This is a genomic window from Microbacterium foliorum, assembly GCF_006385575.1.
GTDB lineage: Bacteria > Actinomycetota > Actinomycetes > Actinomycetales > Microbacteriaceae > Microbacterium > Microbacterium foliorum_B.
In genome coordinates, this window is the sequence record NZ_CP041040.1 from 1,611,433 (window position 1) to 1,634,453 (window position 23,021).

General features: G+C 67.0%; 20 protein-coding genes. 8 read left to right on the top strand and 12 right to left on the bottom strand.

The window, feature by feature from the left end; genetic code table 11:
• Positions 1-3: 3 nt before the first annotated feature.
• The 5 genes from FIV50_RS07720 to FIV50_RS07740 form a co-directional block, all read right to left on the bottom strand.
• Entirely contained in the window at positions 4-1,326 is a 1,323-nt protein-coding gene (locus tag FIV50_RS07720; RefSeq protein WP_140036932.1) for an FtsX-like permease family protein, read from the bottom strand.
• The gene (locus FIV50_RS07725) at positions 1,323-2,018 is read right to left on the bottom strand and encodes an ABC transporter ATP-binding protein (protein ID WP_140036933.1); all 696 of its coding nucleotides are present in this window, start codon (positions 2,016-2,018) and stop codon (positions 1,323-1,325) included. The genes FIV50_RS07720 and FIV50_RS07725 overlap by 4 nt, the downstream gene beginning before the upstream one ends.
• An 89-nt stretch (positions 2,019-2,107) precedes the next feature.
• Positions 2,108-3,187 (bottom strand): GNAT family N-acetyltransferase, encoded by a 1,080-nt coding sequence (locus FIV50_RS07730; protein ID WP_140036934.1) that lies wholly within the window; start codon positions 3,185-3,187, stop codon positions 2,108-2,110.
• Entirely contained in the window at positions 3,184-4,272 is a 1,089-nt protein-coding gene (locus tag FIV50_RS07735) for a GNAT family N-acetyltransferase (RefSeq protein WP_140036935.1), read from the bottom strand. Before FIV50_RS07735 ends, FIV50_RS07730 begins: the two co-directional genes overlap by 4 nt.
• Positions 4,273-4,285: 13 nt before the next feature.
• Positions 4,286-4,564 (bottom strand): hypothetical protein, encoded by a 279-nt coding sequence (locus FIV50_RS07740; RefSeq protein WP_140036936.1) that lies wholly within the window; start codon positions 4,562-4,564, stop codon positions 4,286-4,288.
• 547 nt (positions 4,565-5,111) lie between these two features.
• Between FIV50_RS07740 and smc the strand changes: the two genes are divergently transcribed.
• From smc to FIV50_RS07755, 3 genes are read left to right on the top strand one after another with little or no spacing between them, the layout of a single operon-like run.
• Positions 5,112-8,654, top strand: coding sequence for a chromosome segregation protein SMC (gene smc / locus FIV50_RS07745; RefSeq protein WP_140036937.1), 3,543 nt, complete (start codon positions 5,112-5,114; stop codon positions 8,652-8,654).
• A 24-nt stretch (positions 8,655-8,678) separates the two neighbouring features.
• Positions 8,679-9,551 (top strand): signal recognition particle-docking protein FtsY, encoded by an 873-nt coding sequence (gene ftsY / locus FIV50_RS07750; protein ID WP_140036938.1) that lies wholly within the window; start codon positions 8,679-8,681, stop codon positions 9,549-9,551.
• A gap of 44 nt (positions 9,552-9,595) precedes the next feature.
• Positions 9,596-10,096 (top strand): DUF2004 domain-containing protein, encoded by a 501-nt coding sequence (locus FIV50_RS07755; protein ID WP_140036939.1) that lies wholly within the window; start codon positions 9,596-9,598, stop codon positions 10,094-10,096.
• 22 nt (positions 10,097-10,118) lie between these two features.
• Here the strand turns inward: FIV50_RS07755 and lipA are convergent, their stop codons facing one another.
• Together lipA and lipB are read right to left on the bottom strand one after the other, a co-directional pair.
• Positions 10,119-11,108 (bottom strand): lipoyl synthase, encoded by a 990-nt coding sequence (lipA, locus tag FIV50_RS07760; RefSeq protein WP_140036940.1) that lies wholly within the window; start codon positions 11,106-11,108, stop codon positions 10,119-10,121.
• Entirely contained in the window at positions 11,105-11,758 is a 654-nt protein-coding gene (gene lipB / locus FIV50_RS07765) for a lipoyl(octanoyl) transferase LipB (RefSeq protein ID WP_140036941.1), read from the bottom strand. The genes lipA and lipB overlap by 4 nt, the downstream gene beginning before the upstream one ends.
• Positions 11,759-11,853: 95 nt before the next feature.
• Here lipB and FIV50_RS07770 point away from each other — a divergent pair, with 95 nt between their 5' ends.
• Together FIV50_RS07770 and ffh are read left to right on the top strand one after the other, a co-directional pair.
• Positions 11,854-12,450 (top strand): TetR/AcrR family transcriptional regulator, encoded by a 597-nt coding sequence (locus tag FIV50_RS07770; protein WP_140036942.1) that lies wholly within the window; start codon positions 11,854-11,856, stop codon positions 12,448-12,450.
• A gap of 126 nt (positions 12,451-12,576) precedes the next feature.
• A complete protein-coding gene (gene ffh, locus FIV50_RS07775) occupies positions 12,577-14,130 on the top strand; it encodes a signal recognition particle protein (protein WP_140036943.1) in 1,554 nt (517 codons plus the stop codon).
• Positions 14,131-14,137: 7 nt separating this feature from the next.
• On the opposite strand, the gene FIV50_RS07780 is transcribed toward ffh, so the two are convergent.
• The gene (locus FIV50_RS07780) at positions 14,138-15,046 is read right to left on the bottom strand and encodes an EamA family transporter (RefSeq protein ID WP_140036944.1); all 909 of its coding nucleotides are present in this window, start codon (positions 15,044-15,046) and stop codon (positions 14,138-14,140) included.
• A 39-nt stretch (positions 15,047-15,085) separates the two neighbouring features.
• On the opposite strand from FIV50_RS07780, the gene FIV50_RS07785 reads away from it, so the two are divergent.
• Positions 15,086-16,060: a LysR family transcriptional regulator gene (locus tag FIV50_RS07785; RefSeq protein WP_258184474.1), complete on the top strand. Its 975-nt coding sequence runs from the start codon at positions 15,086-15,088 to the stop codon at positions 16,058-16,060.
• 2 nt (positions 16,061-16,062) lie between these two features.
• On the opposite strand, the gene glpK is transcribed toward FIV50_RS07785, so the two are convergent.
• The 3 genes from glpK to FIV50_RS07800 form a co-directional block, all read right to left on the bottom strand.
• A complete protein-coding gene (gene glpK / locus FIV50_RS07790) occupies positions 16,063-17,577 on the bottom strand; it encodes a glycerol kinase GlpK (RefSeq protein ID WP_140036945.1) in 1,515 nt (504 codons plus the stop codon).
• Between the two features lie 29 nt (positions 17,578-17,606).
• Positions 17,607-18,359, bottom strand: a complete 753-nt coding sequence (locus FIV50_RS07795) for an MIP/aquaporin family protein (protein ID WP_140036946.1) — start codon at positions 18,357-18,359, stop codon at positions 17,607-17,609.
• Positions 18,360-18,451: 92 nt separating this feature from the next.
• On the bottom strand, positions 18,452-20,161 hold the full coding sequence (locus tag FIV50_RS07800) for a glycerol-3-phosphate dehydrogenase/oxidase (protein WP_140036947.1): 1,710 nt from the start codon (positions 20,159-20,161) through the stop codon (positions 18,452-18,454).
• Between the two features lie 100 nt (positions 20,162-20,261).
• On the opposite strand from FIV50_RS07800, the gene FIV50_RS07805 reads away from it, so the two are divergent.
• Entirely contained in the window at positions 20,262-21,233 is a 972-nt protein-coding gene (locus FIV50_RS07805) for a sugar-binding transcriptional regulator (protein ID WP_140036948.1), read from the top strand.
• Positions 21,234-21,236: 3 nt separating this feature from the next.
• On the opposite strand, the gene FIV50_RS07810 is transcribed toward FIV50_RS07805, so the two are convergent.
• On the bottom strand, positions 21,237-22,388 hold the full coding sequence (locus FIV50_RS07810; RefSeq protein ID WP_140036949.1) for a glutamate--cysteine ligase: 1,152 nt from the start codon (positions 22,386-22,388) through the stop codon (positions 21,237-21,239).
• A 209-nt stretch (positions 22,389-22,597) separates the two neighbouring features.
• Between FIV50_RS07810 and rpsP the strand changes: the two genes are divergently transcribed.
• A complete protein-coding gene (gene rpsP, locus FIV50_RS07815; RefSeq protein ID WP_140036950.1) occupies positions 22,598-23,017 on the top strand; it encodes a 30S ribosomal protein S16 in 420 nt (139 codons plus the stop codon).
• Positions 23,018-23,021: the final 4 nt, after the last annotated feature.

Here is a 23,021-nt window from a genome sequence, read left to right on the forward strand (position 1 = left end):
GGCTCAGGCGATCTCGAATGATCGCGCGAGCAGTGGCCGGGTCGCACGCGTGCTCACCCATACGATGCCGATTCCTGCCGCAAGCACGGCGCCGATCGTCAGCAACGACTCGGGGGCGGTGATCAGCGCGATCCCGAGCAGGGGGAACACGAGCACTGCTGCGCAGATGGCCGATCCGATCGCGGTGACGAGCAGCGGTGACATGATCGCGCGGCGACGCGCGTCGTCGACGGTGTCGAAGGGCATCCCGAGACGGTGCAGACTCTGGTGCAGTTCGCGCTGATCGAGCACGGAGGCGGCCTGATTCACCCCGACGGACGCTGCGACCATCAGGAAGGAGGCGACCAGCGTGATGACCAGACCGGTGCGCATGTCCACGGCGAGTGCCGCATCAGCAGTCGTCGCGTCGCCGCTGTTCATCACGTTCATCAGTGAGACGCCGGTCCCGGCGAACACGGCCATGAAGCTCGCCATCGCGATGCCGCTCACCTGACGCCATGCGGCCTTGGGTGAGTCCAACACCAGGCGGGCAGCGAGCAGCCGGTCGGCTCGCTCAGCCTTGCGCAGCTGACGCGATGCGGCGACCTTGAGGATCCACGGCCCGATCACGTTGAGCACGGCGAGCGCCACGGCGAACAGAGCAGCCAGCACGGTGATCGTCACCGCGAGCCCCGCGACGGACGGGAAGATCTTGACGAGGACGAAGACCAGAGCCAGCACCGAGATGCCGATGATCGCACGGAACCAGTGCACAGTCGAAGCGGTGGTCCGCAGGCGCACCCCGAGCGGTGAGACGATCACGCGTCGGAGACCCAGCACGGCGCTTCCGGCCGCCACGAGAAGGACTCCTGCCACGACCACGAGGATGCTGAGCGGAGAAAGCACGACGGCGTCGGCGCCGAGAGCCGTGCCACGGAAGGGGATGAGTCCGACGAGGGGAGCGGTCGCCAGATGGACGACGACGCCGGCGACGGCACCTGCGGCCGCGACGAGCACGGATTCGATCACGGTGGCGACGCTGACACCCATCGGAGTCACGCCGAGAAGGCGCAGGGTAGAGAGCCGCTCGTCGCGGCGGCGGGCAGAGAGTCGCGCAGACGCCCCGCCGAGGTTCATCAGGGGCACGACGAGGAGGACGAGAGCGATCGCCGCCAATGCCTGATAGATCGGGGCGTACTCGTCGGTCCAGGTCCAGAACGACTGCGCTCCACCCACGACGGTCAGCACGAGAGCGGCGACGACGCCGAAGGCGACCACGGGAAGCGCCAGGACGGCGTTCTCTCCCTTCGCCGGACGAAGGAGGAGGGCCAGAACGCGGGCGTTCATGCGGACACCGCCGACGATACGATCCGCCCGTCGCGAACCGCGACGATGCGCGAGCATCGAGCGGCGACGTCGGCGTCGTGCGTGACGACGAGGAGGGTGCGCCCCTGCCCGGTCGTCGACCAGAGCAGAGCGTTCATCACGTCCTGCGAGGTGTGCGAGTCGAGCGCCCCGGTCGGCTCGTCGGCGAACACGAGATCCGCACCGGTCGCCTGGGCCCGCGCGATCGCGACGCGTTGCGCCTGCCCGCCCGAGAGCTCCCCGATGCGGCGGTCCTCCATACCGGCGAGTCCCAGTGCGGCGAGCCAGGATGCCGCGTGGGCCGTGGCATCCGCTCTCTTCACACCGTTGATCATCGATGCGAGCGCCACGTTCTCGACGGCGGTGAGCTCAGGGATGAGGAGGCCCTGCTGGAAGACGAAGCCGAACTTCTCCCTGCGCAGCCGGGAACGCGCTGACTCGCCGAGCCCGGCGACCTCCACGGGGTGCCCGGTCGACGGCTGGAACGTCACCGTGCCGGAGTCCGGCGGGACGATGCCGGCGAGCACATGGAGGAGAGTCGTCTTGCCGGATCCGGAGGCACCCATGATCGCCACGGACTCGCCGCGGTGAATCGAGAGATCCACCCCGGCGAGTGCGCGAGTGCTGCCGTAGGCCTTGGTCAGGGAGCGTGCCTCGAGGACGGAGTCGTTCATGCTTCCAGCCTCGCGACCAGACCGGGAGTGCTGCATCGCCCAGGCGGATGATCCGCTCGCGCCCGCGTACACCGCTCGGATGATCTCGGTCAGATCCGCTTCTGCCACGCTCCGGCGTAGGAGACCGGCACGAACCCGATCGCCTCGTTGATGCTCAGCATCGGGCGGTTCTCCTCGGCGTTGAACGTGGAGACCGTCGGGGAGAGCGGCACGAGCTCTCGCCAGTGCAGGAGGTTCGCGCACTTGACGACGGTGCCCAGCCGATGCCCTCGATGCTCGCGCGACACCAGCGTGCCGAGCTGATGCGTGACCCCCGTCCGGTCCGCTCCGACGAGCAGCTCGTTGTATGCCACGATGTCCCCGCTCGGCACGTGCTGCACCGCGACGATCGACAGGGCCTGGCCGGCTCCGGTGAGCCGCCGTTCTCGGCGCACCACTCGCTCCGCGTCCCACTCCTCGGCGACGAAGTCCATCTCGCCGCTCGGCGCATCGGTCGACAGGCGAGCGAGGATCGCTGCATAGCCGTCCCGGAACTCGGGCGGCGTCGGAGCCATCCAATGGAGCACCCGATAGTCGTCTCCCGCGGCCGCCTGCGCAGATTCCAGAGCGGCGCGGAGCGCGGCGGGGTCCGACCGCAGATCGAACTCGCTGTTGCGTTCGACCTGTTCGAAGTCGTACCCGCGGGCTTCGAGCGCGTCTGACAGCGGGATCGCCGGGATTCGACCCCACCCCGTCCGCGGGGAGATCATCCGTTCGGACTCGATCGGCCGGTGCAGCGTCCAGATCTGCACCAGAGACCGACCATGGGCGCGAGCCTCCGACTCGGCGAGCGTCAGGAGGGCATCCTCGACACCGATTCCCCAGTGCTTCTCGGGCACGAGGAGGTCTGCCTCCGCCGCCGTCGCATCCGCCTCCTGGGCATACGCGACCGTGATCATGCCCACGATCTCGTCGCCGTTCCTGGCCACGAATCCGGTCTGCAGGGTGTCGGTGGAGTCCTGCCACGACGCGAGCAACTGAGCGGCGTCGGGTGCGATGTCGGGCAGACCCACCATCTCATCGCAGATCTGCCGGTTGAGCTGACCGTAGGCGCGGAAGTCCGCACCGTCCGCGGCGTCGAGCGCGTCAGGGACCATCAGTGGCTCGATGGTCAGTGTGGTGGTCGTCATGACAGTTCCTTCTTCCAGGCTCCTTCATACGCGATGGCCGTGAAGCCCATCGCCTCATTGATCGAGAGCATCGGCCGGTTCTCCTCGGCGTTGTAGGTGATCACGTCGCGGGATTCGGGCGCGACGCCCGTCCACGACAGGAGGGCGTCGCATTTCACGAGCTGTCCCAATCGGTGCCCGCGATGCTCTTTCAGCACGAGGGTGTCGTGCTGATGGGTGGTCGCGCGCAGATCCGGTCCGATGCGGAGCTCGGTGAACGCAGCCAGCTCGCCGGTTGCGACGTGCTGCGCGACCGTGACCTGGATGATCTGGCCCATCTCCGCCACGCGTCTCTCGGACTCGATCAGGCGCTCTGCATCCCAGACCTCCTCGTCCGTCTCGAGATCGGCAGACGGGGCATCGGTCGACATGCGCGACTTCAGCCAGGCGTAGCCCTCGACATGCTCGGCGGGCGTCGGCAGCATCCACCGGATCACGCGATAGTCCTGAGACGACGCGCGTGCGTCGTCGCGAAGCTCCTCGGCGCGACGAACCGTCTCGGCATTCACTTCGAGTCGACTCACCCGGTAGACCTGCTCGAGGCTGAACCCGTGGCGGATGAGGAATCGCGCGACGTGATCGTCTGGCACGCTGCCGAAGCCGGTCCGCGCCTCGAGCCGGGGACCCTCACTCGCCGGCTGCTCCGTCCAGTTCTGGATCACCGTGCGGTCGTGCAGTCTCGCGAAGGCTTCGACGTGTGGCAGGATCGCGGTACCGATTCCTCGACCCCAGACCCGTGGGTGGAGCTCGATCGCGGCGATGGCCACACGCGAGCCCTCCTCGTGCGGGATGTCGATGACCGTGCGTCCGACCATCTCTCCGTCGACGCGCACGGTCCACACCGCGGTCGTGCGCTCTTTGCGGGAGCGCAGGATCGGAAGCAGCGCCTCCGGCGTGAGGTCCTGTTCGGTGCGGCCGGTGAGTTCGCGATAGACGGCGTTGCGGACGCGGGCGAGCTCGCGGAACTCGGCCGCGTCGGCTGCATCCGCCCGTGCCGGCAGCACGAGCGGATGCAGCGACGCATCTGCGGTGAGCGGAATGCTCATGGTGATCTCCAGGTCAGCGCAGCTGACGCTGCAGGTCGTACGTGAGCAGGGCATACGTCTCGCCGTCGGTGCGGTTCCGCCGATCGAGATGCAGCGCGTCCGCCTCGAGGGCGGTGACGCGGCGCGCCGGGCGAGGGCGTTGAGCCCGCTGGAGCAGCCACAGGCCGATCCGGAGCGAGAGACGATCTGCCAGCGCCAGGCGCCGTAGCTCATCGGGTGCGGGGATGTGAAGGACCTGCTGGTCCTCGGTATCCGGAGGGTGGGGGATGCTGCGATACAGCGTGGTGTTCACGGTGATTCCTTCGAGATGGGTGGTGGTGTCCAGCGAGTGGGAGCGCGCGATCGCAGGGCGCCGTGAAGACGGCCGGCGGTGCGCGACGGGAGTCGAGAGCCCGGCACGCCGAAAGGCGATCGCCGAGGTCGGCGGAGATCCGTGATCCGTGGTGGATCAGAGGGTGGGGCGCGGAGACACGCGAGCGAGAAACCCCGTCATCGATCGGAGACCGATGGGTGATTCGGAGCAGAGTTCTCGGGCTGCGGTTCTACGAGAGCGCGCTTCTACGGACGCCGGCGGTTACCGAGTGCGCAAGGCGCGGCGCAAATGGCGCGGCGAGGCCAGTGGCCTGAGCAGTGAGCTGAGTGATCATCGGTAACCTCCTTTCGTGTGGCGATCCGGAGGTTACGGTAGCGAAACCCGGGCGTGTCCGTCAAGCATCTCCGGCGTGGTCCGGCGTGTCGCGCCTGATTCCGGTTCAGTTCGCCACCGCGCGGGATGCCCGTTCTGAGCCGTCATTCCGGTAGCGTATGGGCGTGATTCACCCCCGAAGCGCGGTACGCGCATGCATCTGAAGAGCCTGACCCTCAAGGGGTTCAAGTCCTTCGCGCAGCCGACCAGCTTCGTCTTCGAACCGGGCGTCACCTGCATCGTGGGTCCCAACGGATCGGGAAAGTCCAATGTGGTCGACGCCCTCGCCTGGGTCATGGGCGAGCAGGGAGCGAAGACTCTGCGTGGCGGCAAGATGGAGGACGTCATCTTCGCCGGCACCTCGACGAGAGGGCCGCTCGGTCGCGCCGAGGTTCAGCTCACGATCGACAACAGCGACGGCGCTCTGCCGATCGAGTTCACCGAGGTCACGATCAGCCGGACGCTGTTCCGCAACGGTGCCAGCGAGTACGCGATCAACGGCGAGAACTGCCGTCTGCTCGACCTTCAGGAGCTCCTCAGCGACTCCGGTCTCGGACGCGAGATGCACGTCATCGTGGGTCAAGGGCGACTGGACACGGTGCTTCAGGCATCGCCGGAGGATCGTCGAGGCTTCATCGAAGAGGCTGCCGGCATCCTCAAGCATCGGCGTCGCAAGGAGAAGACGCTCCGCAAGCTCGATGCGATGGAGACCAACCTCACGCGCCTGAGCGATCTCGCGGGCGAGATCCGACGCCAGCTGAAGCCGCTGGGCAGGCAGGCCGAGATCGCGCGTGAGGCTCAGACGATCGCCGCAGTCGTGCGTGATGCCAAGGCCCGGATCTTCGCGGACGACGTGGTGGCGCTGCGCACCGCGCTGGCCGATCACACACGCACCGAGCACGAGCGGCACACCGAACGGCTCGTGCTGTCGGATCAGGCAGAGGCGGTGCGGGGGAGCATCGCGCGCCTCGAGCAGGATCAGAACTCGGTCGCGGTCGATCGGGCGAGAAGCGTGGCATTCGGGCTCGAGCAGGTGCAGGAGCGGATGCGCGGGTTGTACACCCTCGCCAATCAGCGACTCGCGCTGCTCGGCTCGGAGGAGGACGATGCGGCGGTGACGACCGTCACGGTCACGCAGAGCACGATCGACGAGGCGAAGGACGAGATCACCGAGATCGCCGCAGGCCTCGGCGATGCCCAGGACGCGGCGACCGTGGCGAGCCGCGAGGTGGTGCACGCCCGGGCGGAGCTCGACACCCTCGACGTGGACATCGCCGAGCAGAGCGCGCTCGTGTCGGAGTACGACATGCGGCTCAGCTCACTGCGAGGAACGGCCGATGCGGCTGCGTCGGCTCTCGCCGCGGTGCGCGGTGCGGTGCTGCGACAGGAGAACGCGCTCGAGGCGGCGAATGCGCGCCGACGCGATGCAGCTGACGCCCTCGAGTCGATCGACGACACGGAGGCGCCGGAGGGCACGGCGGCGGAGCATTCCGCTGCATACGAGAGTGCGCAGCGTGCCGCCACAGCGGCCGAGGCCGAGCGGGAGGCGCTCCGCGAGCGTCTGCACGCGGCAGAGCGCGAAGTCGACGCGCTCACGGCCAAGGCGACAGCACTCGGAAGCGCGCTCGCGATCTCAGGAGGCGCCGCCGAGATCGTGAAGACGGGCGGCCCGGGCGTGCGCGGCCTCGTGGGCGACTCCGTGCAGGTCCGGAACGGGTTCGAGGCCGCGATCGCTGCCGTGCTGGGTCCGCTGGCCGAAGGCGTTCTCGTCGAGGGGACATCCGATGCATTCGAGCTGGCTCGTGACGCGTCGGACCAGCGCAGGGGAGTGGTGGACTTCGTCGTCTCAGACGCCGCTCATCCGTCGATCGAACTGCCCGCTCTGGAAGGGGTGACGCCGGCCGTCGACACGGTCACGGCTCCGGATGGCGTGCTCGGGATCCTGTCTCACGTCGTGATCGCCGACAGCCTCGACGCGGCGCGTAGTGCGAGAGCCGCGCTCGACGTCGCAGGCGACACGACCACGACGATCGTCACGACGGCCGGTGACGTGGTCACGGCGCAGACGCTTCGGACAGGATCCGGTGGCGAGCGATCCCGTCTCGAACTCGCCGCCGAACGTGACGCAGCGAACGAGCGCCTGGCGGAGGTGCAGGTCATCGTCGATTCGCTGCGTGAGGCTCGCGAAGACGCGAACGAGGCCGTGGAGACTTCCCGTCGCCAGGCGAAGGACGCGCTTCGAGCCTTGCGGGAGCACGATGCCGCTCTGGCCACCCATGCGGAACAGGTGAACCGCATCACCGTCACCCACGAGTCGGCGGTCGCCGAGTGCGAACGGCTCGAGGCGGGACTCGCACAGGCGCAGAGCGCCGTGCACGACGCGGAGGCGAAGGCCGAAGCGGCGAAGGCCGAACTGGACGCGGCGATCGCCGCCCCTCGGCCCGTGCTCGATGCCTCGGCGCGAGACGGTCTGCTCGAAGCACTCGAGATGGCCCGCGAGGGTGAAGTCCGAGCACGGCTGGAGATCGAGACCCTTCGTGAGCGTGTGCGTGCTGCGCAGGCACGCGTCGCCGGGCTCGAACGGCAACGCGAACAGGAGCGAGATGCCGCGGCCGAGGCTGCGCGCCGAGCGGTCATCCGCCGCGCGCAGCGCGACGCCGCATCCGGAGTGGTGCAGGAGCTTCCCCGAATCCTGGACTCGATCGATCGATCGGTCACCGAGGCGCGCGTCGCACTGGCCGAGGCCGAGGCCACACGATCGGCGCAGAACCAGGAGCTCACCGCACTTCGCGTGCAGGAGACATCCCTGCGGGAGAGGCTCGTCGGGCTCACTGAGAGCGTGCACGGCCTCGAGCTGCAGATCCACGAGAAGAAGCTGCACCTCAACAGTCTGCTCGAGCGCGTCGCCTCGGAGCTGGCGCTCGACGAAGATATTCTCATTGCGGAATATGGGCCGGACCAGCTCGTTCCCCGTGACCCCGGAGCCGCGCCCGCTGAAGACGACGGGCTCGACGACACGGCCATTCCGTTCGATCGGCGGATCCAGCAGCGCCGACTCGCCGAGGCCGAACGCAAGCTCGCTCAGCTCGGTCGAGTCAATCCGCTCGCGCTCGAGGAGTTCGCCGCGCTCGAGCAGCGTCACGCGTTCCTCACCGAGCAGCTCGCCGATCTGACGCAGACGCGTCAGGACCTGCTGACGATCATCGCCGACCTCGACGAGCGGATGCAGACGATTTTCGCGAGCGCATTCGAAGACACGAGGGTCGCGTTCGGTGAGGTCTTTCCGCTGCTGTTCCCCGGGGGGTCCGGAAGCATCTCACTCACGGATCCGGAGAACATGCTCACGACGGGCATCGAGGTCTCGGTACGTCCGGTGGGGAAGAAGATCGAGAGGTTGTCTCTGCTGTCCGGGGGTGAACGCTCCCTCGCCGCAGTCGCTCTGCTGGTCGCGATCTTCAAAGCCCGACCTAGCCCGTTCTACATCCTCGACGAGGTCGAGGCGGCACTCGACGACGCCAACCTCGGCCGCCTGCTCACCGTGTTCGAGCAGCTGCGCGAGAGCTCGCAGCTGCTCATCATCACCCATCAGAAGCGCACGATGGAGATCGCCGATGCGCTCTACGGGGTCTCGATGCGTCAGGACGGCGTGTCGGCTGTCGTCGGACAGCGCGTGGGCGATCGCGCGGCGGCCGGCTGACGGCGCTACCCGTAGGCTGGAGTCATGGCGGAGAAGTCGTGGTCCCTCACTCGCGCGCTGCGCGGGATGTTCGTCAAGCCCACTATCGATGAGACGACATGGGAGGACCTCGAGACGGCCCTCATAACGGCAGACTTCGGCCCCGACATCAGCGAGCGGGTCGTCGACGAGCTCCGCGAGAAGGTCGAGCGGTATCGCACGACCGATCCGCAGGATCTCCAGCGGATGCTGCGAGAGACGCTCGAGGAGCACTTCGCGAAGTTCGACACGACCCTGAAGCTCACCGAACGACCGGCGGTCGTGCTGGTCGTGGGCGTCAACGGTGTCGGCAAGACCACGACGATCGGCAAGTTCACCAAGTTCCTTCGCGGGTTCCAGCGCAGTGTGGTCGTCGGAGCAGCCGACACGTTCCGTGCGGCCGCCGTCGATCAGCTCGCCACCTGGGCGCAGCGTGGCGGAGCGGCGATCGTCCGCCCTCAGCAAGAGGGTCAGGATCCGGCATCCGTCGCCTACCAGACCGTCGAGTTCGCCCAGCGCGAGGGCATCGAGATCGCGATCATCGACACGGCCGGCCGACTGCATACCAAGGGCGGGCTGATGGACGAGCTCTCGAAGATCCGCAGGGTGATCGAGAAGCAGGCTCCCATCAGCGAGGTCCTTCTCGTCCTCGACGCCACCACGGGTCAGAACGGCGTGATGCAGGCGGAGGCGTTTCTCGAGCACGCAGGTGTCACCGGGCTCGTCCTGACCAAGCTCGACGGCTCGGCGAAGGGCGGCTTCGTCCTCGCTGTGCAGGAGCGCACAGGCATCCCCGTCAAGCTACTCGGCCAGGGCGAGGGTATCGACGATCTGACCGGTTTCACCCCCCATGTCTTCGTCAAGTCGCTCGTCGGCTGATCACAGGACTACCGCCGCGAGCACGAGGCTGGTTTCATAGCGTTATGGCGATCGAACACGACTACTTCGGCCTCCTGTCCTCCGGACCGGACGGATCGATCTTCTGGTCCGAGACAGTGGAGCTCGGTGACCAGAGCGTCACGGTCGATCTCACCGCGCCCGATCAGGACGATGTCTCAGCGGACGCGCTCGACATCGCGGCCTCGCTCATAGCGGGGCTCGAGAATGTCGACGATGTCGCCCGACGGGGCATGCTCGCTGAGGTCGATGATCGCACCAGCGAGGTCACCGAGTACATCCTGCAGCAGCAGGAGGCCTACGGCGATGAGCTCGAAGACGTCCTCGTCGACGTCAGCGGTGACGCCGCGGTCGACATCATCCGCTCGCTGCGCCTCATGAGCATGACGATCCTCGCCGACGAGCACGGCGGATCCGAGCCGTTCGCCGTGCTGGAGTATGCTCTCGACGCCACCACCACCGATGACGTGCTGCTCGTGAACCTCGGTTCGGACGGCAGCGTGCAGTCGGTGATGAGCGCCGACTGACGCTCATCACCTCGGTATTCGCTCAGACGGCCTGAGCGAACCCGAGATCCGCGCTCTCCGCGATGTGGGACAGGTGCGGGGGGATCTCGCGCCCTTTCGACACCATCGACTGCGCCCACAGTCGGCCCGCGCGGTATGACGAGCGCACGAGAGGTCCGGCGAGGACACCGAGGAATCCGATCCGCTCCGCCTCCTCCTTGAACTCGACGAACTCCGCAGGCTTGACCCATCGGGCGACGGGCAGATGGCGAGGGGACGGGCGCAGGTACTGCGTGATGGTGATGATGTCGCAGCCGGCGTCGTGCAGGTCGTTCAGCGCCTGTACGACCTCTTCCGGCTCCTCGCCCATGCCCAGGATCAGGTTGGACTTGGTGATGAGCCCGGCATCTCGCGCCTGGGCGATCACATCGAGCGAGCGCTCGTAGCGGAACGCCGGGCGGATGCGCTTGAAGATGCGCGGCACGGTCTCGACGTTGTGCGCGAAGACCTCGGGGCGGGCGTCGAAGATCTGACCGAGGAAGGCGGGATCGGCGTTGTGCTCGTTGGCGAGCAGCTCGACGCCGGTGTTCGGGTTGAGCTCATGGATCTTCCGCACGGTCTCGGCGTTCAGCCAGGCTCCGGTGTCGGGCAGATCGTCTCGTGCGACGCTGGTGACAGTCGCATAGCGGAGGTTCATGCGCACGACGCTCTCGGCGACGCGACGAGGCTCGTCGGTGTCGTAGGCGTCGGGCTTGCCCGTGTCGATCTGGCAGAAGTCGCACCGTCGAGTGCACTGCGATCCGCCGATGAGGAAGGTCGCCTCACGATCTTCCCAGCACTCGAAGATGTTGGGGCAGCCGGCTTCCTGACAGACGGTGTGGAGATCCTCGCTCTTGACCAGCGAGTGGAGCGCCGTGTACTCGGGGCCCATCTTCGCCTTCGTCTTGATCCACTCCGGCTTGCGTTCGATGGGAGTCTCGGCGTTGCGGATCTCGAGGCGGAGGAGCTTGCGTCCTTCGGGTGCGGCGGTCATGCTAGTGCTCCTGTGTGCTCGGCGGTCGAATATTCGGCGAGGAAGGCGGCGACCACCGAGTCGACGATGTCGACGGGGGAGACCTCGGCTCCGATCACCTCGCTCACGGTGGTGACACCGGCGTCGGTGATCCCGCACGGGATGATTCCGCGGAATCCTGCGAGGCTGTTGTCGCAGTTGATCGCGAAGCCGTGCATCGTCACGCCCTGCTGCACCCGCACGCCGATCGCCGCGACCTTGTCTTCGGACAGTGGGCGGCGAACCCACACCCCGCTGCGCCCCTCCACCTGGTATCCGTCGACGCCGAGTGGCCGGAGCACGTCGATCAGGATGCGCTCGAGCCGGCGCACGTGCGCGACGACATCCATCGGCTCGGGCAGTCGGACGATCGGGTAGCCCACCAGCTGCCCTGGCCCGTGCCAGGTGATCTTCCCACCGCGGTCGACATCGATCACCGGTGTGCCGTCCGTCGGGCGTTCCTGCGGTTCGGTCCGCTTGCCCGCGGTGTACACGGCTTCGTGCTCGAGGAGGATGAGCGAGTCAGGGCGGGTGCCATCGACCACGTCAGCGTGGATGCGACGCTGCAGTTCCCAACCCTGTGTGTAGGGAACGTAGTCCGGCGCGAGTCCGGGGGTGATGATGTCGAGCATGCGAGGTCGCTCTCACTCAATTGATGGATTGCGTCTAAGAATACTCCTCCCAGGCCTGGGGCGCGCGCGACAGCGACGCGCGGTAGCGTGTTGACATGAGCAGCACGAGTCGGGCGGGGCGGCCGAAGGCATCTTCGCGCGAGACTCTCGCCGAAGCCGCCTGTGAGCTCTTCCTCGAGCAGGGGTACGACGCCACCTCGGTCGCCGACATCACGCAGCGCGCCGGGGTGAGCCGCTCCAGCTTCTTCAACTACTTCTCATCGAAGAGCGACGTGCTCTGGTCGGGTCTCGACGAGCGCATCGGCCGTGCCATCGAGGACCTGGTCACCGTGCCGGAAGATCGCGACGGCACACACGTGAGGCGCATCCTCTCGGATCTCGTCGAGGACTTCGCGCCTGACAGCCTCGCGCTCGCGATGACGAACTCGTCGGCCATGGGCCTCGACGACGAACTCGAGCAGGATGCAGCGCTGCGCCAGGCCCGCCTCGCGGCGGCGCTGGCCGATCTCGCGCACCGCTCGGGTGTCGCCGCGCTCACCGCGGACATCGTCGCGGCGACCTGGGCCGCCGCCGTACTCGCTGCTGTGCGAGCGTGGGCGGAGGGTGGTGCCGGACGAGGATCCGTGGGTGACCGATTCGCCGACGCGGTGCAGGCGATCGGCCGAATGCCGTGGGTCTCGACGCACGAGTGAGCGGTGCCGGTCGAAGTGAGCCCACGGCGGGCCCCTGCTCCTGCGGGCTCTCCCTGATCACTCTCGCGGTCGGTGGTGCCGCGGACGCGGAGAACATCTCGGGATTCGCGTAAACTCGTTGTCACCATGGCTACCTTTGGCACGCTCTCCGATCGGCTCACCGAGACCTTCCGCAACCTTCGCACGAAGGGAAAGCTCACCGCGGCCGACGTCGACGGCACGGTGCGCGAGATCCGTCGCGCGCTGCTCGATGCCGACGTCGCGCTGGCGGTCGTCAAGGAGTTCACCGCGAAGGTCCGCGAGCGAGCCCTGGGCGATGAGGTCAGCAAGGCGCTGAACCCCGCGCAGCAGGTCGTGCAGATCGTCAACGAGGAGCTCGTGCAGATCCTCGGCGGCGAGCAGCGTCGTCTGCAGTTCGCCAAGACGGCGCCGACTGTCATCATGCTCGCCGGCCTCCAGGGCTCGGGTAAGACCACCTTCGCCGGCAAGCTCGCGAAGCAGCTCGAGAGCGAGGGGCACACGCCCCTTCTCGTCGCGGCCGACCTGCAGCGTCCGAACGCCGTCAACCAGCTCCAGGTCGTGGCCGAGCAGGCCGGTGCGACGGTCTACGCGCCTGAGCCCGGAAACGGCGTGGGCGACCCCGTCAAGGTGTCGCGCGACGGCGTCGAGCATGCACGCCGCCACCAGCATGATGTCGTCATCATCGACACCGCGGGACGTCTCGGTGTCGACGCGGAGCTCATGAAGCAGGCGTCGGACATCCGCAAGGCGACCGACCCCGACGAGGTCCTGTTCGTCATCGACGCCATGATCGGTCAGGACGCGGTCAATACGGCGCGCGCCTTCCAGGAGGGCGTGGACTTCACGGGTGTCGTCCTCTCGAAGCTCGACGGTGACGCCCGCGGTGGCGCCGCTCTCTCTGTCGCCTCCGTCACCGGACGCCCCATCATCTTCGCGTCGACCGGCGAGCGACTCGAAGACCTCGAGCCCTTCCACCCCGATCGCATGGCCAGTCGCATCCTCGACCTCGGCGACATCCTCACTCTCATCGAGCAGGCCCAGCAGGCCTTCGATGAGGAGGAGGCCGTCAAGATGGCCGAGAAGCTGGCGACCGAGCAGTTCACCCTCGAAGACTTCCTCGACCAGCTTCAGCAGATGAAGAAGATGGGCTCGATGAAGAAGATGCTGGGGATGCTTCCCGGCATGGGGCAGATGAAGCAGCAGCTCGAGGATTTCGACGAGCGCGAAATCGACCGCACAGAGGCGATCATCCGGTCCATGACACCGGGTGAGCGACGCAACCCGAAGGTGCTCAACGGTTCACGCCGTCTGCGTATCGCGCGTGGTTCGGGAATGACCGTCACGGACGTCAATCAGCTCGTCCAGCGCTTCGACCAGGCCGCCAAGATGATGAAGACCGTCGCGCGCGGTGGCACGCCGAACATCCCCGGAATGGGCTCCATGCCCGGAATGGGCAAGCCGGGTGCGTCTTCGAAGCGCGGCAAGAAGGGCAAGTCCTCGGGTGGATCCCGCTCGGGCAACCCTGCGAAGCGTGCGGCGGAGAACGCGGGACTCGCGCCCGCGGCGAACCCGACCGGATCGGGATTCGGTCTCGGCGGTGCCAAAGCGCCGAGCGAGGCCGACCTCGCCGAGATCCAGAAGCTCTTCGGCAAGAGCTGACGGCTCTTCACCGCTCAGCTGCGACGAGTGACCGGTCGGGTCGCTCGATGCGGTGGCGCGGTCGCGCGAGCGCAGCGGTCTGCCCGCCGACGAGCGCGACGAGCACGAGCGCGAGTCCGATCGCCTGCACGGCGCTGAATCGCTCCTCCGCGACGACGACGCCGAGGATCGTCGCGACGACGGGGGAGAGCAGGGCGAGCAGACCGGGCGCGATGACAGGCAGGCGCTGGATGCCGCTGAACCAGAGCGTGTACGCCAGCAGGCCCCCGACTGTGCCGAGCCAGATGTAGCCGAGTGCCGCGCCGCCGTCCGATGCGGGCGGGAATCCCTCGAAGACGAGAGTGAGCGGCAGGAGGAAGAGTCCGCCGGCGGTGAGCTGCCAGCCTGCATACGCGACCGGACCGACGCCGGAGGGGCGACCCCACCGCTTGGTGAGGATCATGCCGAGCGCTGTCGCGGTCACACCGCCGAGGGCGGCGATGATCCCGATCGTGTCGAGCTCTGCCGCGGGGCCGAGGACCACGAGTGCCACGCCGCCGGCACCGATCGCAGCTGCCGCAGCAGTCGCAGGGCGGATGAGATCTCTCAGCACGAGTGCGCCCATCCCGAGGATGATCAGGGGCTGCACGCCCGCAACCGCTGCGGCGACCCCGCCGGGCAGCCTCTCCGCGGCGAGGAAGAGCAGGGGGAAGAACGCCCCGATGTTCAGGATGCCGAGAGCCAGCGACTTCAGCCACCAGCCGCCGGAAGGCGGCGTGCGCCCGATGGCCAGGGCGATGAGGCCCGCGGGCAAAGACCGCAGCAGGCCAGCGAGGAGAGGGTGTCCTGCGGGCAGCAGCTCCGTCGTCACGAGGTAGGTCGTGCCCCAGGAGATCGGCGCCAGAGCCGTGAGGAGAAGAAGAATGACTCGGTTCATGTCTTCAGGCTGCTCCGCACGCAGGAATGAGTCCAACACATGGTTGTCACCGCATCCATGAACGGCGATCATGAAGGTATGGACCTGCAGCAGCTGAGATATGTCGTCGAGGTCGCGGCCTCGTCGAGTTTCACCCGTGCGGCCGAGCGCTGCTTCGTGACTCAGTCCGCGCTCAGCCATCAGATCGCGGCGCTGGAGCGCGAACTCGGGCAGCGCCTGTTCGTGCGTTCGAGTCGCAGCGTCAGGACGACGGAGGCGGGGGAGGCATTCCTCGCTCATGCGAAGACCGCGTTGGCCGCAGCGGATCACGCGCGCGAGGCCGCAGCAGCGGCTGCGGGCCGGGTCGTCGGCACACTTTGTCTCGGTGTGATCCCGACCGTCACCGCGGTCTCCGTTCCGCACGCGATCTCCCGATTCCGGCAGGCACACCCGGAGGCTCGGGTACAGCTCACGATGGGCAACAGCGACGCTCTGGCCGCCGCAGTGCGGCGCGGCGAGCTCGATGTCGCGATGCTGGGCCTGCGCGCGGATGTCGTCCCCAGCGGCGTCGCCTCCCGAGAGCTCGCGCGTGAGACCCTGGTCGCGGTCGTACCCTCGACTCATCGACTCGCAGGGCGTGCGGAACTCGCGCTGGAAGACCTCGCCGGAGAAGTGTTCGCGGACTTCCCCGCGGGCACGTCGGGGCGTGCGCAGAGCGATGCGGTGTTCGCGGTCTCCGGTATCCCGCGCGACGTGGCGTTCGAAGCGGACTCGGCGGAGCTCATTCTCGGGCTCGTGTCGGCCGGGCTCGCGGTCACTCTGTTGGCGCCGGGTATCGTCGCCGCGTCCTCGTCCGACACGGTCGCAGTGAAGATCGTCGGCGGACCGGTGCGCGTCGAGTACGTCGCCTGGGACCCGCGGGGGCCGAGGGCTGTCGCCTCCGCCTTCCTGGGCGTCATCGGATCGTTGACCGCTTGGCCTGACGACGAAGCGGGCCCGGAGGAATCCTCCGGGCCCGCCTTCTCAGAATCCTGAGATCACTTCACGTCTTCGTCGACCCAGTCCATCGACTTGCTGACGGCCTTGCGCCACAGACGCAGCTGACGGTCACGCTCGCCGTCTTCCATCGACGGCTCCCAGCGACGGTCTTCCTGCCAGTTGGCGGAAAGGTCGTCGAGACCGTTCCAGAAGCCGACTGCCAGACCCGCGGCGTACGCGGCACCCAGCGCGGTGGTCTCGGCGACGACCGGACGAACGACGGGCACACCGAGCACGTCGGCCTGGAACTGCATGAGCGCATCGTTCGCGACCATGCCTCCGTCGACCTTGAGCTCGGTGAGGTCGACACCGGCATCCGCGTTGACCGCGTCGAGAACGTCGCGGGTCTGGAACGCCACGGCCTCGAGCGCTGCGCGAGCGATGTGGTTCTTGTTCGCGTAGCGGGTGAGTCCGACGATCGCACCGCGGGCATCCGGACGCCAGTACGGCGCGAACAGGCCCGAGAACGCCGGAACGATGTACACGCCGCCGTTGTCGTCGACCTGCTTGGCGAGCTCTTCGACCTCGGGAGCGGAGCTGATGATCCCGAGCTGGTCTCGCAGCCACTGGATCAGCGAACCGGTGACGGCGATCGAGCCCTCGAGAGCGTAGTGGGTCGGTCCGTCGCCGAGCTTGTACCCGACGGTGGTCAGAAGCCCGTTCTTCGAGTGGACGATCTCCTCGCCCGTGTTGAAGATGAGGAAGCAGCCGGTGCCATAGGTGTTCTTGCTCTCACCCTGGTTGAAGGCGGCCTGGCCGAACGTCGCAGCCTGCTGATCGCCCAGGATGCCGGCGATCGGCGTCTCGCGCAGCAGGGAGGAGTCCTCCGCCGCACCGTAGACCTCGGAGGAGGAGCGGATCTCGGGCATCATCGAGCGCGGAACGCCGAACGCCTCGAGGATGTCGTCGCGCCACTCGAGCGTCTCGAGATCCATGAACATCGTGCGCGAGGCGTTGGTGACATCGGTCACGTGCACGCCGCCGTCCACACCACCGGTGAGGTTCCAGAGCACCCAGCTGTCGGTCGTGCCGAAGATGAGGTCGCCTGCCTCGGCCTTCTCGCGTGCACCCTCCACGTTCTCGAGGATCCAGGCGATCTTGGTGCCGGAGAAGTAGGTGGCGAGGGGGAGGCCCACGACGGGCTTGAAACGCTCGACGCCTCCGTCGGCCGCGAGGCGGTCGACGATCTCCTGCGTGCGGGTGTCCTGCCAGACGATGGCGTTGTAAGCGGCCTTGCCGGTCGTCTTGTCCCAGACCACCGCCGTCTCGCGCTGGTTGGTGATTCCGACCGCGGCGATGTCGTGGCGTGTCAGGTCGGCACGGCTCAGTGCGAGACCGATGACCTCCTGCACGTTGCGCCAGATCTCGGCGGGGTCATGCTCGACCCAGCCCGCCTTCGGGAGGATCTGCTCGTGCTCCTTCTGACCGGTCGCGACGATGCTGCCCTTCTTGTCGAAGATGATCGCGCGGCTGGAGGTGGTGCCCTGATCGATGGCGATGATGTAGTCGGCCATTGTGTTCTCCTTTGAAGTCAGGTTCGGGTTCAGGCGAGGTTGAGCAGAACGGGCGCGGCGACGGCGGCGAGGACACCACCGAGCAGCGGACCGACGACCGGGACCCACGAGTAGGACCAGTCGCTCGAACCCTTGCCCTTGATCGGGAGGATCGCGTGGGCGATACGGGGTCCGAGGTCACGTGCAGGGTTGATCGCGTAGCCGGTGGGGCCACCGAGGGAAGCGCCGATACCGACGACGACGAGTGCGACGGGCAGGGCGCTGAGCGGTCCGAGGCCTCCGGGCGTTCCGATGTCGGCGACGCCGTAGTCAGCGAATGCGAAGATCGCGAACACCAGGACGAAGGTGCCGATGACCTCGGTGACGAGGTTCCAGCCGTAGGAGCGGATCGCGGGGCCCGTCGAGAAGACGCCGAGCTTGTTGGCGGGGTCGGGCTCCTCGTCGAAGTGCTGCTTGTAGGCGAGCCAGGTGAGGATCGCACCGACGATCGCACCGAGCAGCTCCGCGCCGGTCGCCACTGCGAACTGCGTGAAGTCGATCTTGCCTCCGACCAGGAGACCGATTCCGACAGCCGGGTTGAGGATGGCGCCCGAGTAGGCGGAGACGAGGACACCCACGAAGACCGCGAGACCCCATCCCCAGTTGACCATCAGGAAGCCGCCGCCGAAGCCCTTGTTCTTGGCAAGAGCGACGTTGGCGACGACACCACATCCGAGGAGGATCAGCATTGCGGTGCCGACGAACTCCGAGAGGAAGTAGAGACCGAGATTGACTTCAGTCATGTCTTCATTGACCTTTCTTGAGTACCAGAGCCCCATAGCACTGGCACTTGTTGGGAGTTAAGCCGCGTGGAGGGCGGCGTTCGGATCTCTCGTCAGCCGCGTGCGCGGGACGAGATCTGGAGTCCATGTCGATCGTTCAGCATCGTACGCGTCTGATCGAGCTCGGCATCGTGGCGTGCACGATCCCAGTGGAGCAGAGGAGCCAGGGCTGCGGCAAGCTCTTCGAGCACATCCGCGTCGGCGTGGCCGGTGAATGCGATGCTGGTGCGTCGCATGACGACATCCTGCAGCCGCGCGACCATCTCGTTCTCGACCATCCAGGCGAGCTCCCGGGTCGAGAGGTCATCGCCGGCGAGGGGAGCGTCGTCACCCTGCTCGATGAACTCCCAGACCTGTGCTGCACGCGTTCCGTAGCGGGCGAGGAGGCGCTCTGCGCGGTCGCCGGCACCCGGGAGGTTCTCCTGGATCCAGATCCGACGAGCCTTCTCGGTGCGTGGGAAGTCGCGGCCTCCGCCGATGGCACGACCGGCGGTCGACACCGTCCGGGTGCGGCCGATCAGATTCAGCACGACATCGGAGAGGGACTCACCGAGCGCGCGGAACGTCGTCCACTTGCCGCCGACGAGGCTCACCAGGGGCGCAGCGCCCTTGTCGTCCACCTCGATGCGGTAGTCGCGGGAAACGAACCCGGGGGCCGTGTCCTCGTGGCGAGGAAGCGGACGGATGCCCGAGAAGTTGAAGACGATCTGCTCGCGCGTCACGTCGATCGTCGGGAACACGTGGTGGATCAGATCGAAGAAGTAGTCGATCTCCTCCTCTGTGCACACCGCGGCCTCGCGGGGATCCGCGTCAATGTCGGTCGTGCCGACGAGCACGCGACCCTTGAGGGGGTAGATCAGCACGATGCGTCCGTCGGAGTGCTCGAAGAAGATCTCGCGTCCACGCGTCGCCTCGAGAAGCTCGGGGTGATCGAGAACGATGTGCGAACCCTTGGTGCCGCCCATGAAGCGGGTGTCGTTGCCGAGCGCGTCGTTGGTGAGGTCGGTCCAGGGCCCCGACGCATTCACGACCACGTCTGCGGTGACCGAGAACTCGGTGCCGCTCTCGCGATCGCGGAGGACGATCTTCTTGCCGTCGCGGGCGATGGCCTCGACGTAGTTCAGTGCGACGGCGCCCGGGTGAGCCGCGCGTCCGTCCTGCAGCACGTCGAGCGCGAGACGCTCCGGGTCGTGCATGGAGGCGTCGTAGTAGGTGGCCGTGTACTTGATGTTCGGGTCGAGCGAGGGCAGCTCCGCGAGCGATCGCTTGCGACCGAGGAAGCGGTGACGCGGGACCATGCCGCCGTCGCGCGAGAACGTGTCGTAGATCGTGAGTCCGACCTTGATGAGGAACGCTCCGCGCTCCTGGGGCTTGCCGCTCTTGTGCGTGAGAAAGCGCAGGGGCGCGGACAGGATGCCCGAGAAGGTCGAGTAGATCGGGATCGTGGTCTCGAGCGGCTTCACATAGTGCGGCGCGATCTTGAGCAGACCGTTGCGCTCCTCGACGGATTCGCGGACGAGTCGGAACTCGCCGTTCTCGAGGTAGCGGATGCCGCCGTGGATCATGTGGCTCGAGGCCGCTGAGGCGCCGGAAGCGAAGTCTCCTCGTTCGACCAGCAGGACATCGACGCCCTGAAGCGCGAGGTCACGGAAAGCGGAGATCCCGTTGATACCGGCTCCGATGACAAGGACGCTGGTGCGTCCGGACTCGCGGACGGCGCGGACTTCGGCGCGTTCCGGTGATGAGTGTGTCGACTCGATCATCTTCGACCCTTCTCTGTACGTGCCCCCAGCTTCGACCCACGTGGCCACTGCGCGCAAGCCCGCTGCACATATGTGCAAAGATCGAGGCGAGGAGGTCCTCATGACCCAGTCTGACGCGGGATCCCGCGACTCGAAGCTGATCGCCGCGCTCACCGCAGCGCAGCTCTACTACATGCAGGACAAGACGATGGAGGTGATCGCGCAGGAGCTGAAGACCTCGCGATCATCCGTGTCACGTCTGCTCAGCTTCGCTCGCGAGAGCGGACTCGTCGACATCCGCATCAATTCTCCTCTGGAGAGACTGGGGATGCTCGAGCAGCGCATCAGAGACAGACACCGCCTCGTCGCGCATGTCGTCCCCATCCCCGAGATCGTCAGCGAGGTCGAACGGCTCGAGCGCGTGGCCCTGACGGCGGGACGACTGCTGTCGCAGTTCGTCGACTCCAACATGATCGTCGGGGTCGCGTGGGGATCGACGATCAGTGCGGTGAGCCGAGGTCTCACGCAGAAGGAGACGCACAACACGACCTTCGTCCAGTTGAATGGCGCGGGCAACACGCAGACGAGTGGCGTCGAGTATTCGAGTGACATCCTGCAGCGCTTCGGCAGCGCGTTCGGGGCGCAGGTGCAGCAGTTCCCGGTGCCGGCGTTCTTCGACGACCCCTCGACGCGCGAGGCCATGTGGCGTGAGCGGAGCACGCGGCGAGTGCTCGACCTGCAGTCGAAGATGGACATCGCGGTGTTCAGTCTCGGCTCTCCGGCCGCCGAGGTGCCCAGCCGCGTGTACGTCGGTGGGTATCTCGGCCGCGACGACTACCGGAGCCTGCGCGAAGATCACGCCATCGGCGACGTGGCGACGGTCTTCTTCCGCGCAGACGGCTCGTGGAGGGACATCCGCGTGAACGCGCGCGCGACCGGCCCCGGCCTCGACCGACTGCGACGGGTGCCGCGGCGCGTCTGCGTCGTCTCGGGAGTGCCGAAGCTCGCGAGCCTTCGCGCCGCGATCGCCGCCGAGCTGATCACCGACGTGGTTCTCGATGAGGGGCTGGCGCGGCGCCTCGTGGAGGACTAACCCCTACGGCTCGTCGGTCGATGATTCGGGGCCCGAACGGAACTCCCGGATCAGGTGCTGCACGACCGCACCGAGGTCGCCGCCCGTCGCGTTCGCGATCGTCAGCTGCCGCTCGTAGCTCGCGCCGTTCGTGAGTATCGTCTCGATGCTGCCGAACTCCCGCCCGCATCCGAGTTCGACCGCGACGGGTGCGAGGTCTTCGAGCACCTCGGACAGGTGTTCCCGCACGGGCCTCTGCGTTCCCGCCGAGTCCACGATCACGCGGGCGTCGAGGCCGTAGCGTGCTGCGCGCCACTTGTTCTCACGGTGGTACCAGGCCGGCATCTGCGCGAGAGTTCGACCCTCATCGATCTGCCGCGAGAGATGCTCCACCAGGACCTGCACGAGGGCGGCCACCGCTGCCAGTTCCGGCAGGGTCGAGAGGCCGTCGCAGGCGCGCACTTCGATGGTTCCCCATCGAGGAGCCGGCCGGATGTCCCAGCGCACCTCGGTGGCATCGGCCATCACGCCGGTGCGCACCATGTCGTCGAGGTAGGCCTCATACTCGGACCAGTCGTTCAGGGGCCAGGGGAGTCCGGCGGTGGGCAGCTGCTGAAAGACGAGGGCACGGTTGGACGCGTACCCGGTGCGCTCACCGGCCCAGAACGGACTCGACGCGGCAAGCGCCTGCAGATGCGGGAGATAGGCCGCGAGGGAATTGATGATGGGGATGACCTTGCGCTGGTTCTCGACGCCGATGTGCACGTGGATTCCCCAGATCATCATGTTGCGCCCCCACCATTGGGTGCGTTCGATCAGGGTGTGGTAGCGGGTCTTGTCGGTCACTTCCTGCTGATACCACTGCGCGAAGGGGTGACTGCCTGCGGAGAGAAGTTCGATGCCGGCCGGATCCGTCGCCGTGCGCACGGCCGAGATCGCATTGGCGATGTCGTCGACCGCGTGGCCCACCGAGTCACCGATGCCACTGGTGACCTCGATCGTGTTGGTGAGCAGTTCACCTGTGACCGTATGACGTTCGTCGGCGCTCTCGTGCTCGAGAGCCGACAGCAGCTCGGGGGCGCGGCCTACGAGATCACCGCTCACCGGATCGGCGAGCATGATCTCCCATTCGAGGCCTACGGTGGACCGGGCCGATGAGGCGAAATCGAGCTTCACGAGCACAGTCTGACATGCGGTGTCGTCGACATGGCAACCGCCGTGTCGCCCCGTTTCGCTCCTTGGCCGCGGATCTGGCAGAATAGAAGGTCGGACGACGTGCTCGACCCTCTATCCAGCACTCGTCCTCCCTATTTGAGCTTCCGCCGGGTGTGCACCCCACTCTCCAGGCGATCGGTTCGTTACCTTCCACACAATTCAGGAGAATCGTGGCTGTCAAGATTCGTCTCAAGCGCCTGGGCAAGATCCGTGCGCCGTACTACCGCATCGTCGTCGCCGACTCGAAGACCAAGCGCGATGGTCGCGTGATCGAGGAGATCGGCAAGTACCACCCCACCGAGGAGCCCTCGTTCATCGAGATCGACTCCGACCGTGCGCAGTACTGGCTCTCCGTCGGCGCACAGCCGACCGAGCAGGTCGCAGCGCTGCTGAAGATCACGGGCGACTGGGGCAAGTTCAAGGGCGACAAGGACGCGAAGTCCACGCTCAAGGTCAAGGAGCCCAAGGTTCCGTTCGAGATCGACGCGTCCAAGAAGTCCGTCGTGAAGCCCAAGGTCGAGAAGAAGACCGAGGCTCCCGCCAAGGCCGACGCGGAGGCCGCTGAGGCTCCCGCCGCCGACGCCGAGTAATTCG